The organism is Sphingopyxis sp. Geo25 (assembly GCF_949769135.1).
In the GTDB taxonomy this organism is placed as follows: domain Bacteria; phylum Pseudomonadota; class Alphaproteobacteria; order Sphingomonadales; family Sphingomonadaceae; genus Sphingopyxis.
The window spans coordinates 361,781-378,429 of the sequence record NZ_CATKOZ010000001.1 but is presented as its reverse complement, the minus strand read 5'-3'; the positions used below and the strand labels follow the sequence as shown (position 1 = coordinate 378,429).

Genomic DNA, 16,649 nt, shown 5'->3' with positions numbered 1-16,649 from the left:
CCGAGTCAAATCGAAAGCGGGAGAATCAGACGTGTCCGACCTACCCCCCTCCGAACCTTTGGTCCCCGTCCCCGCCGACGCCGCCGCGAACACGCATTGCACCGCCGCCGACTACGACCGCCTCTATGCGCAGAGCGTGAGCGATCCCGACAGCTTCTGGGCCGAACAGGCCAGGCGTCTCGACTGGATCACACCGCCGACGAAAATCGGCAACTGGTCCTACGGCCCCGTCGAAATCAATTGGTATGAGGACGGCGTCCTCAACCTCTGTCACAATGCGCTCGACCGCCATGTCGCCGCGGGCCACGGGATGCACACCGCGATCATTTTCGAGCCCGACGCACCCGACGGCGAGACGCGGACGATCAGCTATGCGGCGCTGCTCGCCGACGTCATCCGCTTCGCGAATACGCTGAAGAAGCTGGGCGTCCGGAAGGGCGACCGCGTCACCATCTATATGCCGATGATCCCCGAGGGCGCGGTCGCGATGCTCGCCTGCGCGCGCATCGGCGCGGTGCACAGCGTCGTGTTCGGCGGCTTCTCGCCCGAGGCAATCCACGGCCGCATCGAGGATTGCGCGAGCGACTGGGTGATCTGCGCCGACGAGGGCCTGCGCGGCGGCAAGACCGTGCCGCTCAAGGCCAATGTCGACAAGGCGCTCGAACGCGTCGATGTGAAGGCGGTGCTCGTCATCGCGCACACCGGCGGCGACGTCGCGATGAAAGAAGGCCGCGACCATTGGTACGACGCGCTGTCGGCCGACGTCGGCGCAGACTGTCCGTGCGAGCCGATGAATGCCGAAGACCCGCTGTTCATCCTCTACACCTCGGGCTCCACCGGCAAGCCCAAGGGCGTACTGCATACCGTCGGCGGCTACAGCGTCTGGACCGCGACGACCTTCTGGTACGGCTTCGACTATCGCCCCGGCGAGATCTTCTGGTGCAGCGCCGACATCGGCTGGGTCACCGGACACAGCTATGTCGTTTATGGCCCGCTGCAGAATGGCGCGACGACCTTGATGTTCGAGGGGATTCCCAACTACCCCGACCACGACCGCTTCTGGCAGGTCGTCGACAAGCATCGCGTCAATATTCTCTACACCGCGCCGACGGCAATCCGCGCGCTGATGCGCGAGGGCGACGATTATGTCACGCGCCACGACCTGTCATCGATCCGCCTGCTCGGCAGCGTCGGCGAACCGATCAATCCCGAGGCATGGCGGTGGTATCACCAGATTGTCGGCAAAGGCCGCGTCCCCGTGATCGACACCTGGTGGCAGACCGAGACCGGCGGGATCATGATCACCACCCTACCCGGCGCGCACGCGATGCAGCCTGGCAGCGCGGGCAAGCCCTTCTTTGGCATCCGCCCCGAACTCGTCGACGCCGAGGGCAACACGCTCGTCTGCGAAGAAACGGGCGGCGCGGCGGAAGGTAACCTCTGCATCACGCACAGCTGGCCCGGACAGGCCCGCACGATCTACGGCGACCACGGCCGCTTTGCCGAGACCTATTTCTCGACCTACAAGGGCAAATATTTCACCGGCGACGGCTGCCGCCGCGACGCCGACGGCTATTGGCGCATCACCGGCCGCGTCGACGATGTGATCAACGTCTCGGGCCACCGCATGGGCACCGCCGAGGTCGAAAGCGCGCTCGTCCTGCACGAGGATGTCGCCGAGGCCGCGGTCGTCGGCTTCCCGCACGACATCAAGGGTCAGGGCATCTACGCCTATGTCACATTGAACGCAGGGGTCGAGGCCACCGACGCGATCGTCGCGGCGCTCAAGCAGCAGGTCCGCAAGGAAATCGGCCCGATCGCGACCCCCGACCATATCCACCTGACCCCGGGGCTGCCCAAGACGCGCTCGGGCAAGATCATGCGCCGCATCCTGCGCAAGATCGCGGAAAATGATTTCGGATCGCTCGGCGACACGTCGACGCTCGCCGACCCGAGCCTCGTCGACGGGCTGATCGAAGGACGAAAGAACCGCTGACAATATCGGCCGCAGTCCCCGGATAGGCCGCATCATGCTTTGGTATGATTGAGCGGCGGAGCGGCGGGCGCCATAGAGGGAGCGACCCCAGTTCCGGCCGCTCCTCCCCCCTCCCTGACGGCCGGAGCAACAAGGCCCGGAAGGTTACGCACCTTCCGGGCCATTTCTTTTTCGTTAGCGGCGCGAGCCTGCGATTGCCGGCCGGGATCAGAAATGAAAGTCGGGAAGCTCCGCCAGCGCGATTCCCAGCGCCTCGGCCCAGCCGTCGGCGACGCTTTCGAAATAGGGATCGTTGCGCTCGAAACGACGTTCGCGGACCGTAGTGAAATCGTCGCGCTCGTGCACTTTGAGGTCGATCGGCAGGTCGACGCCGGCATTGGCGCGGATCGTTGAATCGAACGAGACACACAGCAATTTCACCGCATCCTCGAACGACATCGCGGGATCATAGGAGCGCACGATGATCGGCCGGCCGTATTTCGTTTCGCCGATCTGGAAGAAGGGATTATCCTCCCCCGCCTCGATGAAATTGCCTTCGGGATAGACCAGGAACAGCCGCGGCTCGGCGCCCTTGATCTGCCCGCCGACGATCAGCGACGCGCGGAACAGCGACTCCGCCGCCGGCCCCTCGTCATTGTGGCGCATCACGATCTGACGTAGCGTCTCGCCGACGATCGTCGCGACCGCGAACATCGACGGCGCGGCGAGGATCGAGGGATGCCGTTCCTCGGGGGCCTTGGTGCGCTCGTCGAGCAAGCTGACGACCGCTTGCGTCGTTGCGAGGTTGCCCGCCGACATCAGGGTGATCACGCGCTCGCCCGGCACATGCCAGCTGCGCATCTTGCGGACCTGCGAGATATCGTCGACGCCGGCATTGGTGCGGGTGTCCGACATGAACACCAGCCCCTTGTTCAAACGCATGCCAACGCAATAAGTCATCGAATCCCGTTTCCCGCCCCGGATTATTCTGATCGCCCGCAGCCCGCTTATTGCTGGACCTGCAATTGGACAACCAGATTTTCTTGCGCTGCACCATAACGCATCCCGCGAACCGGGGCCGCATCGCGATAGTCGAGCCCGGTCGCGACGCGGATGTAACGGCGATCCGGAGAATGGCCGTTGCTGACGTCGAAACCGATCCAGCCAATGTTGTCGAAATGGGCCTCGGCCCAGGCGTGCGTCGCATCCTGATGCGTCCGGTCGTTCATCATCAGATAGCCCGAGACATAGCGCGCCGGGTGCCCGAGCTGCCGCATTGCCGAAATGAAGATATGGGTGTGGTCCTGACACACGCCGCCCTCGCCAGAGAGCGCGGTCTCAGCCGTCGTTTCGGCATCGGTCACGCCGATCCGGTACGGCAGTTTTTCGAGGATCAGCGCCGACAGCGCGTGCGCGCGCTCGATATCCGATGCAAAATCGCGGCCCAGCGAGGATACCAGCGCGCGCACCCCGCGTCCCGGCCGCGTCAGCGGCGTGCGGCGCAGGAAGCCCCACAGCGGCATCGGCCCGCGATGCGGGCCGATCACCCCGTCCCACGTCACCAGTTCGACCTCGCCGGCGCAGCGGATGACAAGCTCGCTCGCGCCGCTGTCGACAGCGATCAGGTCGACGCCATTGCCGTGATGGTCGGTATAATGGAGCTGCTGCGAACCGCCGTCGATCTCGATCGTCCAGTTGTGGATCAGCTGTTGTCCGGGTCGCTCCTTCGGCGTCAGCTTGAGCTGCTGCAGCGCGTAGCGAACCGGGCTGTCGTACTGATAATGGGTGGTATGTTCGACACGCAGTTTCATCGTCATTCCACAAACCGGTAGTCGCGCTCGATCTGCTGCGCGAGCGCGGCGTTGGCGCGAAGGAAGTCGGTGATGAATTCGTGCAGCCCGCCGTCGAAGATCGACCCGATCGGGCGCGACAGGCGTTCGCGGCACATCGACGAACCCATGCGGATCGCGTCGGTCTCCACGCCATAGGCGCGCTGGAGCAGGCCTAGATTGTCGTTCATCTGGTCGCAGCAGAAAGCAAGACTGCGCGGCATCTGTTTGTAGAGGATCAGGAATTCGGCGATCTTGAGCGCGCTGATCTCGGTACCGTAGAGCCAGTGATAGGCGCGGTGCGCCGACACCGAGCGCAGGATCGTCTCCCACTGCACATTGTCGATCGAGGTGCCGATATGCGCAACCGACGGCAGCAGCAGATAATATTTGACGTCGAGGATGCGCGCGGTGTTGTCGGCGCGTTCGAGGAAGGTGCCGAGCCGCGCGAAATTATAGCCGTCGTTGCGCAGCATCGTGCCCGAAAAGGCCCCGCGGACAAGGGCATTGTTCTGGCGGATCGCCGCGAGCACATCGGGCAGATCGTCCTCACGCACCTGCCGCTTGAGCTGCGCGCCGAGCGCCATCCAGCTGGTGTTGACCGCCTCCCATACTTCGCGGGTGAGATAGGTGCGCGCCGTGCGCGCATTGTCGCGCGCCTGCTTGACCACCGATAATATACTCGACGGATTGGCCGGGTCGCGCAGCATGAAATCGACGACGCGTTGCGAATGATAGTCCTGATGCGCCTGACGGAACCGGACATCCTGTCCCGCGGTGACGAGCACCGAGCGCCATTCGGCCGCCGCGGTGCTCGACCGCGTCAGCGCGATGCGGAAGCCCGCGTCGATCAGCCGCGCATTATTCTCGCTGCGCTCGAGGTAGCGCGCCATCCAGAACAGCGATCCTGCCGTTTTCCCGAGCATCAGTCTTCCAATACCCAGGTGTCTTTGGTGCCGCCGCCCTGGCTCGAATTGACGACCAGCGACCCCTTGGTCATCGCGACGCGCGTCAGCCCGCCGGGCGTGATCGTGATCCCCTGCGGCGACATCAGCACGAAGGGCCGAAGGTCGACGTGCCGCGGTGCCAGCCCCGCCTTGGTGAAGATCGGGACGGTCGAGAGCGACAGCGTCGGCTGCGCGATATAATTGCCGGGGTTCGCCTCCAGCTTCTTGCGGAAGGCGGCCACCTCCTTCCTGCTTGCAGCCGGGCCGACGAGCATGCCGTAGCCGCCCGAGCCGTGGACTTCCTTCACGACCAGTTCGGGCAGCCGTTCCAGCACCTCCCTCAGATGGTCGGGATCGCTGCAGCGCCACGTCGGCACATTGGGCAGCAGCGCCTTCTCGCCCGTATAGAATTCGATGATGTCGGGCATGTAGCTGTAGAGCGCCTTGTCGTCGGCGATCCCGGTACCCGGCGCGTTGGCGATCGTGATCCCGCCGGCGCGATAGACGTCCCAGATGCCCGGCACGCCGAGCATCGAATCGGGCCGGAAATTGAGCGGGTCGAGGAAATCGTCATCGACGCGGCGATAGATGACGTCGATCGGCGTATAGCCCTGCGTCGTGCGCATCGCGACGCGGCCGTCGACGACGCGCAGGTCATGCCCCTCGACCAGCTCGGCGCCCATCTGGTCGGCGATGAAGCTGTGCTCGAAATAGGCGCTGTTGTGGATGCCGGGGGTCAACACCGCGACCGTCGGCGTGCCGTTGCACTTCGGCGGGGCGCAGGCCGAGAGCGACTTCAAGAGGTTGAGCGGATAGTCGCTGACCTCGCGCACCGATATTTTCGCGAACAGCTCGGGAAACATCTGGAGCATCGTCTCGCGATTCTCGAGCATGTACGACACGCCCGATGGTGTGCGCGCATTATCCTCGAGCACATAATATTCATTCGGCCCGGTGCGGACGATGTCGATGCCGCTGATATGTGTATAGACGCCGCCCGGCGGGTCCATACCCATCATCATCGGCAGGAAGGCCTCGTTGCGCGAGATGAGATTGACCGGCACGCGGCCGGCGCGAAGGATTTCCTGCCGGTGGTAGATATCGTGGAGGAAGGCGTTGAGGGCGCGCACGCGCTGTTCGATCCCGCGCGACAGGCGGCGCCATTCGCCCGCCGAGATGATGCGCGGGACGACGTCGAACGGGATCAGCCGCTCGTCGGCCTCATCCTCGCCATAGACGTTGAAGGTGATGCCGGTGGTACGAAAAAAGGCCTCGGCCTGCTGCGCCTTGCGCTGGATGCGGGCCGCATCCTCACGATCGAACCAGTCATGATAATCGCGGTAGGGCGATCGGACCTCGCCCCCATGTCCCGTCATCTCGTCGAAAAAAGGAATGCCCCAGCCCTTTCCACGCAACATACCTTCGGTCCGGCCGCGCGCGGTGCGCGGCCCGGGTCATCCCTGCCTGCTGCGTCGCTTGTAGGCTACGCGGCCGCCAAGCTTGTTGGGTGATGCTAGCACTGACACGCCGGAAGGCAAGAGCGCTGAAAGCCCTTAAAAACCAAAGAGCAGGCGCAATGCCACAAAGCCGACGAGCAGCGCTGTCAGCCGCCGGATCAGCGTCGCGGGCCCGGTCTTGACCGCGAGCTGGGTACCAACCGCGCCGCCGATCAGCACCGCGACGAGCAGCGGCCAGTGCCCGGCGACCGCGTCGATCATCTCGGCGCCCTTGCCCTTGATCAGCTGGCCGGTCAGCCCGAACAGGCTGTTGACGAGGATGAACAGGCTGGCGGTCGCGGCGACACTGCGCGCCTCGGCCCAGCGGATGAGGTGGAGGATCGGCGCGAGGAAGATACCGCCACCGATGCCGACGACGCCCGCAAGGTAGCCGATCGCCGCGGCGATCGGCAGCAACAGCTTGGGCGACAGCTCGACGGGCTTCGCGGTCTGCGGCTGGAACAGCAGCGCGATGGCCGAGGCGAGCAGCGACACGCCGAGCAGAATGACGAGCACGCCCTGTTTCACCGGGGTCAGCCCGCCAAGAAAGGCGAGCGGCGCCGCGACGACGACCAGGGGAAGCGCCTTGGCCCACGGCATCACTCCGGCGCGCGCGAAGCGGATCGTCCCGCCGGTGACGACGACGACATTGCACGCGAGGCTGATCGCCGGGACGAGCCCGACCGCGACACCGCCCAAGAGCAGCAGCGCAGTGTACGTCGACCCGCCACCGAAACCGACCGCCGCATACAGCAGCGCGGTCAATCCGAAGAGAGCGGCGAGTCCGGGCATTGCCTCAGCCTGACGTCATAGCTGCCCGTGGCAATGCTTGTACTTGCGACCCGAGCCGCACGGGCACGGCGCGTTACGGCTGATCTCGAGCGCCGCGTAAGGGTTTTCGCCCTCGGGCAAATCCGGGCGCGGCGCCTGCATCGGCGGCAGCGTGTTCGCGATCACGCCCAGCTGGCCGCCGTCGATATCGGCGCTGTCATCCTCGCCGGTGAACGGATCGATGTGCGTGGTCAGGAAGTCGGGCAGTTCGGGAAGCGGCATCGCCTCGGGCTCCTGGAACTGGAAATCGATCCGCGCGACGGTGCGCGTCACATCCTCGCGGATATTCGAGAGCATCCGCTCGAACAGCGCGAAGGCTTCCTGCTTATATTCGTTGATCGGCTGCTTCTGCGCATAGGCGCGCAGGAAGATCGCCTGGCGCAGCGCGTCGAGCGTCGCGAGGTGATCCTTCCAGTGATGGTCGAGCGTCTGGAGCAGGATCGACTTTTCGACGCTGCGCCAGGTTTCGGGTTCGACCTGCCCCGCCTTTTCGGCCGCGGCCGCGTCCGCCATTTGCTGAATGCGTTCCTCGAAGATTTCGGGATCGACCGCATCCTCCTGCATCCACGCGTCGATCGGCGGATTGAGGTCGAGCACGTCGGCGACGCGCGCCTTCATCGTCTCGATATCCCACTGCTCGGGATAGCTGCCCGGCGGACAGGCGTCGGCGACGATCGCATTCACCGTCTCGGCGCGCATCGCCGTCATCACCTCGTCGACGGTCTCGCTGTCGATGATCTCGCCGCGCTGTTCGTAAATGACCTTACGCTGGTCGTTCATGACGTTGTCATATTCGACGACCTGCTTGCGGATATCGTAGTTGCGCGCCTCCACCTTCTTCTGCGCGGTCTCGATCGCCTTCGACAACCATTTGGAGCCGATCGCCTCGCCATCTTCCAGATTCTTGTTCATCATCTTGGCGAACAACGTGTCCGGCCCGAAGATGCGCAGCAGGTCGTCGTCGAGGCAGAGATAGAATTTCGACAGGCCGGGGTCGCCCTGACGCCCCGACCGGCCGCGCAGCTGGTTGTCGATACGACGGCTTTCGTGGCGTTCGGTCGCGAGCACGAACAACCCGCCCGCGGCGCGCACGGCTTCGCGTTCGGCCGCGACCTCGTCGCGGATGCGCTGCTCGGCGGCCTCGCGCTCGGGGCCCGCCGGCATGTCCTTCAGCTCATCCTCGATACGAAACTCTTCGTTGCCGCCGAGTTTGATGTCGGTGCCGCGGCCCGCCATGTTCGTTGCGATGGTGACCGCTCCGGTCCGGCCCGCCTGCGCGACGATATGCGCCTCGCTTTCGTGGAAGCGCGCATTGAGCACGCTGTGCGCCACGCCTTCCTTTTCGAGGAAGGACGACAGCAGCTCCGACTTCTCGATCGATACGGTGCCGACGAGCACCGGCTGGCCGCGCTCCTGCGCCTGGCGGATCGTCTTCGCGATCGCGCCGAACTTGTCGGTGATATTCTTGTAGAATTCGTCCTCGTCGTCCTGCCGCGCGATCGGGCGGTTGGTCGGGATGGTGACGACGTTCATCTTGTAGATGTCGAAGAATTCGGCCGCTTCGGTCGCGGCCGTGCCGGTCATGCCGCTGAGTTTCGGATACATGCGGAAGTAATTCTGGAAGGTGATCGACGCGAGCGTCTGGTTCTCGGGCTCGATTTGCACGCCTTCCTTGGCCTCGACCGCCTGGTGCAGGCCGTCGGACCAGCGGCGGCCGTCCATCATGCGGCCGGTGAACTCGTCGATGATGACGACCTTGCCGTCCTTGACGATATAATCGATGTCCAGCTTGAACATCTGGATCGCCTTCAGCGCCTGGTTGACGTGATGCACGACCTGCGTGTTCTCGATGTCATAGAGGTTGCTACCCTGCAGCAGACCCGCAGCTTCGAGCAGCCGTTCGACATGCTCGGTGCCTTCTTCGGTCAGGTTGATCGACTTGGACTTTTCGTCCTTCTCATAATCCTCCTCGACGAGCTGATGCACGACCTCGTTGACGCGGACGTACATCTCCGACTTGTCGTCGGTCGGGCCCGAGATGATCAGCGGCGTGCGCGCCTCGTCGATGAGGATCGAGTCGACCTCGTCGACGATGCCGAAGTTGAATTCGCGGTGGACCATTTGCTGGCGGTCGAACTTCATATTGTCGCGGAGGTAATCGAACCCCAGCTCGTTGTTCGTCGCGTAGGTGATGTCGCTGTTATAGGCCTCGCGGCGTTGCGTCTCGTTGAGGTTCGGGACGATGATCCCGGTCGTGAGACCGAGGAAGCTGTACACGATGCCCATCCATTCGGCGTCGCGGCGCGCCAGATAGTCGTTGACGGTCACGACATGGACGCCCTTGCCCTCCAGCGCGTTGAGATAGCAGGGCAGGGTCGCCATCAGCGTCTTGCCCTCGCCCGTCGCCATCTCGGCGATCTCGCCGCGGTGGAGGACGATGCCGCCGATCATCTGCACGTCGAAGTGACGCATGCCGAGCGTGCGCTTCGCCGCTTCGCGCACCGTCGCAAAGGCTTCGGGCAGGATGTCGTCGAGCGTCTCGCCGGCCTCGAGGCGGTCGCGGAACTTTTGAGTCTGCGCCTTCAGATTCTCGTCGCTCAGCGCTTCGAACTCGGGTTCGAAGGCGTTGATTTTGGCGACGATCTTGCGGATCGAGGCGACATAACGGTCGTTGGACGAACCGAACAGGCTCTTGGCAAGGCTGCCGAACATAATGGATTTCCTTGGAATTCTATGGCTTCAGCGCAGTTTCAAACCGCACGCGAATGATATGCAACGGCCCCCGCGCGAGCGGAGGCAAAGCCCGAAAGGGCGTCAGCGGGCGATGCTATTCGAGCGCGCGGTCGCTGCCGGTGAGGAGGCCGGGAAGGTGCGGCGGGCCCGCCTTGCGGGGCTTGCCGCCGCCGCCGCTGGCGCGGCGAGTCGGTGTGGTGGCCGCCGGACGGCGCTCGCTGTCGCTGGCCTCGACCTTGCCCGCGCTTTCGGCGAGCATGACGAGCGACCCCATCGCCGCCGGAACGGCAGGCGCAGCCATCGCCCGGTCCGCACTCGCGAAACCGGTGAGCAAAGCCAAAAGGGTCAGCAAAAGCCGCAAGAATCGCCCCTCTAAACGTCCGGAGCCCCGATTATTGCGCCCCGTTCCCTGAACATAGGGTGAAAACGGACCGGCGTCTAGAGTCAGGATCCATTAATTCCGCGCTCGGGGCGCCGGTTCTGGAGCGGAGTTTGAGACCGTCGCGTTTTGGAGACGAATTGCGCCGACGGCTTCATGGGCGGCCCAAAAGCCAGACGGATAAATGGGGTGCGGGGCTGTCATGCTTCGCTGGTCATCGCGGCCCGGATTTCAAAGTTCAGGAAAGTTCAGCCCAATTCATCACCCCGTTTGTGACCGGCAGGATTGCCGAACGCATCGCGCACGCCGCGCCCGCAAGCCGGGCCGAGACCGCTTTTGTCAACCAGATGAAAGAGCAGGGTGAAGGCTGGCACAGGCGGATAATGTAGGAAAGGCCAATTTGAAGCCGATGGCGGCTGTGGGGTGGTTAGCGCACGTATCAACAGCGTCGCCCCCGCGCAGGCGGGGGCCGCTAGCCGTCTATTCCTGCGCGGCCGCGTAAACCGACAGCGGCCCCCGCCTGCGCGGGGGCGACGGCTTATTTCGGTCGTTAGCGGTCATTTGCAAAGAGCGTCGTCCTTTAACCAAGACTGGGCATTTTTGCTAAGTTGGGGGTCGCTACTCTTTTCCGCGATTTCGGTCATCATTTGACGCGCGGTGGGGCAATCCTTTGGGCCAATTTTCACTGCCAAGGAATGCCTACCGGGCTCGAACCCGGCCTTTGCTGAAAGCCGCAGCCATCGCTCTTCTTCCCGCAAGTTTCTCGGGTCACCGGCGACGCCAGATTCTCCCCCCGCCATCCCATAGAAGAGTGCAAGTTTATAAGCGGCCTCCCCATCGCCCGCGCGCGCCTGCTGCTGGAGCGCAATGCGTTCAGCGGGAACAATGTCAAAAGTAGAGGCGCCATCGACACCTGCCGCCGAACTTACGGATTGGTCGCTGGACTTACGCTCAACGAGATTGTCACATCCACTCATCATCAAAGCGGCTACGCCGAGGGCGACAATGGAAGGACGAGCGGTGGTCATAAGGCAATTATTACCGCTTTAACAAACGTCTGCAATCGGTCGCAACCCGTCACTCGGCCATTTTTCGACCGCCCGCCGAAAAGCCGTGCTATCGTCGGCGACATGATCGGGAAAAGCATGAGATGACATCGGGCGATTCAGGTCCGCATTATTCGCCCTTCACCCTCGGCGGCGGCCTCATTTTCGTGTCGGGACAGCTCCCCCTGCGGCCGGGCCGCGATACGACGCTGGCGGCGGCATCGTTCCGGGAGCAGGCCGAACAGGCGCTTTCCAACCTGCGCGCGGTGCTCGCAAGCGCGGGCGCCGACCTTTCGCAGGTGGTCAAGACGACCGTCTATCTGACCGACATCGCCGACTGGGACGAACTCGACGAGGTATATGGCGCCTTCTTCGGCACCGCGCGGCCGGCGCGGAGCGTCATCGCGACCGGACCGCTGCATTTCCGCTTCCGGATCGAGATCGAGGCCATCGCCGTCGCGGCGAAAACCGCCGGCTGATGCCCAAACGGAAACCGGCGCGGATCGCTCCGCGCCGGGTCCCCGTGTAATAACTGGCTTGAAGCGGCTCAGGCGACCCGGCGCACTTCATTCCCCTCATCATCGATATCGCGCAGCACATAGCCGCGACCCCAGACCGTCTCGATATAATTTTCGCCGCCGCAGGCGAGCGCCAGCTTCTTGCGCAGCTTGCAGATGAAGACGTCGATGATCTTCAGTTCGGGCTCGTCCATGCCGCCATAGAGGTGGTTCAGGAACATTTCCTTGGTCAGCGTCGTACCCTTGCGGAGCGAGAGCAGCTCGAGCATCTGATATTCCTTGCCGGTCAGATGCACGCGGACGCTGTCGACCTCGACCGTCTTGGTGTCGAGATTGACCGCCAGCTTGCCCGTCTTGATGACGCTCTGGCTGTGGCCCTTCGACCGGCGGACGACCGCATGGATGCGGGCGACCAACTCGTCGCGGTGGAACGGCTTGGTGACATAGTCATCGGCGCCGAAGCCGAACGAGCGCACCTTCGAATCCATTTCCGAAATGCCCGACAGGATCAGCACCGGCGTCTGCACCTTCGCAGTGCGCAGCTTCTTCAGCACGTCATAGCCGTGCATGTCGGGCAGGTTCAGGTCGAGCAGGATGATGTCGTAATCATAGAGCTTGCCCAGATCGAGGCCCTCTTCGCCCAGATCGGTCGTGTAAACGTTGAAGCCCTCGGTGGTGAGCATCGTGTCAATCGCCTTCGCGGTCGTCGGCTCGTCCTCGATCAGCAGTACGCGCATTGGGCACCCCTTAACTGTTTCCCACGATGATCCCGCGAACCCGATCGCACGACCCCCCTGGATGTGCCGACCGGAACCCGCTCGCGAGACTGCCGGAACATTAACCATGAAACTAATGAAGGGAAAAGGTTAATTTTGGTTTAACCCGCAGGAATCCACGAGTCGCGGCGAATTCCGTTGCCATTTTGCACCAGATTCACCCCGTTCGCCGGGCGAGATGATCGTCATGCGCGCCGGTGCAGGAGCGTTTGAGGACATCGACCAGAAAGTCCGCCAGCGCGGTCACGCGCGCGGGACGCAGCCGCGACGGCGGCGACAGCAGATGCAGATAGGATTGCGGCAGCGACCAGTCGGTGAGGATGCGGACCAGCGCGCCCGACGCCAGTTCCTGGTCGGCGATGAAGTCGGGCAGCACCGCGATCCCGCCCCCCGCGACAAGCAAAGGAACCGCGATGTCGCCGTTGTTCGCGAACAGGGGCCCGCTGGGGACGACCGTCGCCTGCTCGCCCTCGCGGTGGAAGTGGAGCGGCATCGCGCGTTCGCGGTGCCCGTATCCGACCAGTCGGTGGCCCGCGAGTTCGAGCGGGTGGCGCGGCGTGCCGTGGCGCTCCAGATAGGCCTCGCTCGCGATCACCGACGCCGCGACCGGCGCGATCGTCCGCGCGAGCAGGCTGGAATCGTCCATCCGCGAGATGCGGAGCGCGAGGTCGATCCCCTCGGCGACCAGGTCGCTCCGCGCGTCGCTGAGGATGATGTCGACCTCGACCGCCGGATGCATTTCGAGAAAGGTCGCGAGCGGACGCCCCAGCACCTTGATCCCGAAGCTCATCGGCGCGGCGAGGCGGATCGGCCCGGCAAGGTCGCGCCGGTCGCCGCGCGCCGCTTCGGTCGCCGACACCGCCGCCGCGACCATCGCCCGCGCCTCGTCGACCAGCCCCGCCCCGGCGGTCGACAGCGTCACCTGCCGCGAACTGCGCAGCAGCAGCGTGATGCCCAGCGACGCCTCGAGCCGCGTCACCGCTTTCGACACGCTCGCCTTCGACAGGCCGAGCGTCGCGGCGGCGGCGGTGAAGCTGCCGCTGTCGGCGACCGCGGCGAAACAGGCCCAGCCCTCATAATCGGGAAGCGACATCCAATACCTCGAAAATGGAAACGATGATTTTCCATCTACGCTATTTTCGAAACGATCCCAAAACCTATTTTGTCCTCAACACAAGGGCGCGGTCCGGCACCAATGCCGGCAAGGCCGCACCCAGGAAGGACAAGGCCATGATCGATATTCGCAAATTCGACACGCTGGGCCATGCCAATCACGGCTGGCTCGATGCCCGTCATCACTTCTCTTTTGCCGACTATTACGAACCCGGCCGCATGGGCTGGGGCGCACTGCGCGTCTGGAACGACGATGCCATCGCGGCCCAGTCGGGCTTTCCCGCCCACCCGCACCGCGACATGGAAATCATCACCTATGTCCGCAGCGGCGCGATCAGCCACCGTGACTCGATGGGCAATGCCGGCCGCACCGTGGCGGGCGACGTCCAGGTAATGAGCGCCGGCACCGGCGTCATGCACAGCGAGTTCAACCTTGAGAACGAGGAAACGACGCTGTTCCAGATCTGGATCATGCCAACCCAAGGCGGCGGCAATCCCGGTTGGGGCCAGCGCGAATTTCCGAAGGCCGACCGGTCGGGCCGGTTCGTAACCCTGGCGAGCGGCATCGAGGGCGATGACGACGCGCTGCCGATCCGCGCCGACGCCCGTGTGGCCGCGGCGACGGTCGAGGCGGGTGAAAAGCTCGCCTACGACCTCGGCCCCGGCCGCCACGCCTATCTCGTCGCCGCCAAGGGCCGCATCCGCGTCAACGGTCAGGATGCCGACCCCCGCGACGGCATCGCGATCCGCGACCTCGGAACGATCGAGGTCGAAGCGCTCGACGACGCCGAACTGGTGCTGGTCGACAGCCTCTGACGAAGTCCCCCGGGCCGCCGCCAAGCCCCTCCCCGTCGGCGGCGGCCCACCCCCTTTTCACCAAGTTCAGATTGAAGGAGTAACAAGATGAGCCACATTCTTCGTATCGATGCGAGCGCGCGCCACGCGGGCTCGACCACCCGCCAGCTCGCCGACAAGCTCGTCGCCCGCCTGGTCGAACAGGGTTATGGCGCCAGCGTCACCGTGCGCGACCTCGCCCAGACCCCGCCGGCCCTGCTGACCGAAAACTGGGTCGGCGCGAACTTCACCGACGATGATGCCCGCAGCGCCGATCAGAAGGCCGCGCTCGCCGCATCGGACGAGCTGATCGGCGAACTCGAAGCCGCCGACACGATCGTCATCGGCGTGCCGCTCTACAACTTCGCGATTCCGGCGTCGCTGAAGGCCTGGATCGACCTCATCGCCCGCGCCCGCCGTACCTTCCGCTACACCGAAGCCGGTCCCGAAGGGCTGCTGAAGGGCAAGAAGGCCTATCTGGTCGTCGCCACGGGCGGCGTGCCGGTCGGCAGCGACTATGATTTCGCGACCGGTTATCTGCGTCATGTTCTGGGTTTCGTCGGCATCACCGACGTCACCGTAATCGACGCCGGTCAGCAGATGATGGATGGCGATGCCGTGAACCGCGCAACCGCCGCAATCGACGAACTCAAGCAGGCCGCTTGATCCCCAAGTCGCCGCCGCGCGCTTCCTCCTGCGTGGCGGCGGCCTCTCTGCAAGGAAAGGACTGAACGATGGCCAAGGTACTGGTGCTTTACTATTCGAGCTATGGTCATGTCGAACAGATGGCCGATGCCGTCGCCGAGGGCGCGCGCGCCGCAGGCGCCGACGTCGACATCCGCCGCGTCGCCGAAACCGCCCCGCAGGCGGTGATCGAGGCCGCGGGCTTCAAGACCGACACCGCGCACCCGCTGCTGAGCGATCCGAACGAGCTCGCGAATTACGACGCGATCGTCGTCGGTACCCCGACGCGCTTCGGCCGCATGGCGAGCCAGATGGCGAGCTTTTGGGACACTGCCGGCGGCGTCTGGGCGCAGGGCAAGCTGGGCGGCAAGGTCGGCGCGGCCTTCACCTCGACCGCGACGCAGCATGGCGGGCAGGAAACGACGCTCTTCTCGGTCCTGACCAACCTGCTCCACTTCGGCCTGACGATCGTCGGGCTCGACTATGGCTATGCCGGCCAGATGGGTGTCGGCGAGGTCAAGGGCGGCGCACCTTACGGGGCGACGACGGTCGCCGACGGCGACGGTTCGCGCCAGCCAAGCGAAGCTGATCTCGGCGGCGCCCGCTATCTGGGTGAGCGCGTCGCGAAGACCGCCGCCAAGCTGATCGCCTGAACCGATGCGCCGTCTCCCGAGCTGGTTCCTTTCGCATGGCTCGCCGATGATGGCGCTCGAGCCCAGCCCGGCGCGGGATTTCCTCGCCGGGCTGGGCAACTCGCTGCCACGTCCGCGCGCGATCCTTGTCGTGTCGGCTCATCATGATGCGGCGTATCAGGATGGCCGGGCGACCGTGACCGCCTCGCCCGCACCGCCGACAATTCACGATTTCGGGGGTTTCCCGGAAGAGCTGTTCGCGATGCGCTATCCCGCGCCGGGCGATCCGGCGCTGGCGGCGCGCGTTGTCGATCTGCTCGCGGAGCATAGCCTGACCGTCACCGCCGATCCCGAGCGCGGGCTCGACCATGGTGCGTGGGTGCCGCTGTCGGTGATCTATCCGCAGGCCGACATTCCGGTCGTCCAGCTCTCGATCGCGTCGAACGCGCCGCCCGAATGGCATTATGCGCTGGGGCAGGCGCTCGCGCCCTTGCGCGACGACGGCGTGCTGATCGTCGGATCGGGCAGCATCACGCACAATCTCCGCGCCTTTCTCACGACGCGCCCAGCAATCGACGCCCCGACCCCCGCGTGGGTCAGCGATTTTACCGCCTGGGTCGCCGGGCGGATGGAGGCGAACGCCATCGACGATGTCCTCCACGCCGTCGACCGCGCCCCGCACGGCAAGGACAACCATCCGACCCCCGATCATATCCTGCCGCTGTTCGTCGCGATGGGCGCCGGCGCCGATGGTGACCGCCTGCACGCGAAGCGCCTCCACGCCAGCACGACCTATGCGTTTCTGGCGATGGACGTTTACGCTTTCGGCGAGGAGAGCGCCGCCGTATAGCGCGGC

At 64.6% G+C, this 16,649-nt stretch carries 16 protein-coding genes; 6 read left to right on the top strand and 10 right to left on the bottom strand.

Features of this window, described 5'->3' with window-relative positions; translation table 11 throughout:
* The first annotated feature begins 31 nt into the window (after nt 1-31).
* Nucleotides 32-1,996 carry an acetate--CoA ligase gene (gene acs, locus QOL68_RS01925; RefSeq protein WP_282946456.1) on the top strand — a complete coding sequence of 655 codons (1,965 nt, stop codon included), beginning with the start codon at nt 32-34 and terminating at the stop codon, nt 1,994-1,996.
* A gap of 207 nt (nt 1,997-2,203) precedes the next feature.
* Here the strand turns inward: acs and QOL68_RS01920 are convergent, their stop codons facing one another.
* From QOL68_RS01920 to QOL68_RS01885, 8 genes are all read right to left on the bottom strand, one after another.
* The gene (locus QOL68_RS01920; protein ID WP_215355205.1) at nt 2,204-2,935 is read right to left on the bottom strand and encodes a proteasome-type protease; all 732 of its coding nucleotides are present in this window, start codon (nt 2,933-2,935) and stop codon (nt 2,204-2,206) included.
* A 47-nt stretch (nt 2,936-2,982) separates the two neighbouring features.
* Nucleotides 2,983-3,786, bottom strand: coding sequence for a transglutaminase family protein (locus QOL68_RS01915; protein ID WP_282946452.1), 804 nt, complete (start codon nt 3,784-3,786; stop codon nt 2,983-2,985).
* 2 nt (nt 3,787-3,788) lie between these two features.
* Nucleotides 3,789-4,730 carry an alpha-E domain-containing protein gene (locus QOL68_RS01910; RefSeq protein ID WP_058457023.1) on the bottom strand — a complete coding sequence of 314 codons (942 nt, stop codon included), beginning with the start codon at nt 4,728-4,730 and terminating at the stop codon, nt 3,789-3,791.
* Nucleotides 4,730-6,169, bottom strand: a complete 1,440-nt coding sequence (locus QOL68_RS01905) for a circularly permuted type 2 ATP-grasp protein (RefSeq protein ID WP_282946449.1) — start codon at nt 6,167-6,169, stop codon at nt 4,730-4,732. The genes QOL68_RS01910 and QOL68_RS01905 overlap by 1 nt, the downstream gene beginning before the upstream one ends.
* A 135-nt stretch (nt 6,170-6,304) precedes the next feature.
* Nucleotides 6,305-7,039: a sulfite exporter TauE/SafE family protein gene (locus QOL68_RS01900; RefSeq protein WP_282946447.1), complete on the bottom strand. Its 735-nt coding sequence runs from the start codon at nt 7,037-7,039 to the stop codon at nt 6,305-6,307.
* 15 nt (nt 7,040-7,054) lie between these two features.
* The gene (gene secA, locus QOL68_RS01895) at nt 7,055-9,790 is read right to left on the bottom strand and encodes a preprotein translocase subunit SecA (RefSeq protein ID WP_282946445.1); all 2,736 of its coding nucleotides are present in this window, start codon (nt 9,788-9,790) and stop codon (nt 7,055-7,057) included.
* 115 nt (nt 9,791-9,905) lie between these two features.
* Nucleotides 9,906-10,112, bottom strand: coding sequence for a hypothetical protein (locus QOL68_RS01890; protein ID WP_231728995.1), 207 nt, complete (start codon nt 10,110-10,112; stop codon nt 9,906-9,908).
* Nucleotides 10,113-10,747: 635 nt separating this feature from the next.
* Nucleotides 10,748-11,218: an SEL1-like repeat protein gene (locus QOL68_RS01885; protein WP_058457018.1), complete on the bottom strand. Its 471-nt coding sequence runs from the start codon at nt 11,216-11,218 to the stop codon at nt 10,748-10,750.
* Nucleotides 11,219-11,340: 122 nt separating this feature from the next.
* Between QOL68_RS01885 and QOL68_RS01880 the strand changes: the two genes are divergently transcribed.
* On the top strand, nt 11,341-11,715 hold the full coding sequence (locus QOL68_RS01880; protein WP_058457017.1) for a RidA family protein: 375 nt from the start codon (nt 11,341-11,343) through the stop codon (nt 11,713-11,715).
* 68 nt (nt 11,716-11,783) lie between these two features.
* Here QOL68_RS01880 and ctrA read toward each other — a convergent pair whose 3' ends face one another.
* Nucleotides 11,784-12,491, bottom strand: a complete 708-nt coding sequence (gene ctrA, locus QOL68_RS01875) for a response regulator transcription factor CtrA (protein WP_058457016.1) — start codon at nt 12,489-12,491, stop codon at nt 11,784-11,786.
* A gap of 196 nt (nt 12,492-12,687) precedes the next feature.
* On the bottom strand, nt 12,688-13,623 hold the full coding sequence (locus QOL68_RS01870; protein WP_204993388.1) for a LysR family transcriptional regulator: 936 nt from the start codon (nt 13,621-13,623) through the stop codon (nt 12,688-12,690).
* 137 nt (nt 13,624-13,760) lie between these two features.
* Here QOL68_RS01870 and QOL68_RS01865 point away from each other — a divergent pair, with 137 nt between their 5' ends.
* The 4 genes from QOL68_RS01865 to QOL68_RS01850 all read left to right on the top strand — a co-directional run bounded on the left by QOL68_RS01865 (nt 13,761) and on the right by QOL68_RS01850 (nt 16,643).
* Nucleotides 13,761-14,459, top strand: coding sequence for a pirin family protein (locus QOL68_RS01865; RefSeq protein ID WP_282946434.1), 699 nt, complete (start codon nt 13,761-13,763; stop codon nt 14,457-14,459).
* Nucleotides 14,460-14,546: 87 nt separating this feature from the next.
* The gene (locus QOL68_RS01860; RefSeq protein WP_282946432.1) at nt 14,547-15,143 is read left to right on the top strand and encodes an FMN-dependent NADH-azoreductase; all 597 of its coding nucleotides are present in this window, start codon (nt 14,547-14,549) and stop codon (nt 15,141-15,143) included.
* Between the two features lie 68 nt (nt 15,144-15,211).
* Nucleotides 15,212-15,814, top strand: a complete 603-nt coding sequence (gene wrbA, locus QOL68_RS01855; protein ID WP_282946430.1) for an NAD(P)H:quinone oxidoreductase — start codon at nt 15,212-15,214, stop codon at nt 15,812-15,814.
* Between the two features lie 4 nt (nt 15,815-15,818).
* Complete coding sequence (locus tag QOL68_RS01850; protein WP_282946428.1) at nt 15,819-16,643, top strand: DODA-type extradiol aromatic ring-opening family dioxygenase; 825 nt, start codon at nt 15,819-15,821, stop codon at nt 16,641-16,643.
* The last annotated feature ends 6 nt before the right edge of the window (nt 16,644-16,649 follow it).

What these genes read in the sequence shown, in the direction of transcription:
- QOL68_RS01920 (WP_215355205.1), bottom strand. Translation starts at nt 2,935, where the DNA reads ATGACTTATTGCGTTGGCATGCGTTTGAACAAGGGGCTGGTGTTCATG.
- QOL68_RS01915 (WP_282946452.1), bottom strand. Translation starts at nt 3,786, where the DNA reads ATGAAACTGCGTGTCGAACATACCACCCATTATCAGTACGACAGCCCG.
- QOL68_RS01910 (WP_058457023.1), bottom strand. Translation starts at nt 4,730, where the DNA reads ATGCTCGGGAAAACGGCAGGATCGCTGTTCTGGATGGCGCGCTACCTC.
- QOL68_RS01905 (WP_282946449.1), bottom strand. Translation starts at nt 6,169, where the DNA reads ATGTTGCGTGGAAAGGGCTGGGGCATTCCTTTTTTCGACGAGATGACG.
- QOL68_RS01900 (WP_282946447.1), bottom strand. Translation starts at nt 7,039, where the DNA reads ATGCCCGGACTCGCCGCTCTCTTCGGATTGACCGCGCTGCTGTATGCG.
- secA (WP_282946445.1), bottom strand. Translation starts at nt 9,790, where the DNA reads ATGTTCGGCAGCCTTGCCAAGAGCCTGTTCGGTTCGTCCAACGACCGT.
- QOL68_RS01890 (WP_231728995.1), bottom strand. Translation starts at nt 10,112, where the DNA reads ATGGCTGCGCCTGCCGTTCCGGCGGCGATGGGGTCGCTCGTCATGCTC.
- QOL68_RS01885 (WP_058457018.1), bottom strand. Translation starts at nt 11,218, where the DNA reads ATGACCACCGCTCGTCCTTCCATTGTCGCCCTCGGCGTAGCCGCTTTG.
- QOL68_RS01880 (WP_058457017.1), top strand. Translation starts at nt 11,341, where the DNA reads ATGACATCGGGCGATTCAGGTCCGCATTATTCGCCCTTCACCCTCGGC.
- ctrA (WP_058457016.1), bottom strand. Translation starts at nt 12,491, where the DNA reads ATGCGCGTACTGCTGATCGAGGACGAGCCGACGACCGCGAAGGCGATT.
- QOL68_RS01870 (WP_204993388.1), bottom strand. Translation starts at nt 13,623, where the DNA reads ATGTCGCTTCCCGATTATGAGGGCTGGGCCTGTTTCGCCGCGGTCGCC.
- QOL68_RS01865 (WP_282946434.1), top strand. Translation starts at nt 13,761, where the DNA reads ATGATCGATATTCGCAAATTCGACACGCTGGGCCATGCCAATCACGGC.
- QOL68_RS01860 (WP_282946432.1), top strand. Translation starts at nt 14,547, where the DNA reads ATGAGCCACATTCTTCGTATCGATGCGAGCGCGCGCCACGCGGGCTCG.
- wrbA (WP_282946430.1), top strand. Translation starts at nt 15,212, where the DNA reads ATGGCCAAGGTACTGGTGCTTTACTATTCGAGCTATGGTCATGTCGAA.
- QOL68_RS01850 (WP_282946428.1), top strand. Translation starts at nt 15,819, where the DNA reads ATGCGCCGTCTCCCGAGCTGGTTCCTTTCGCATGGCTCGCCGATGATG.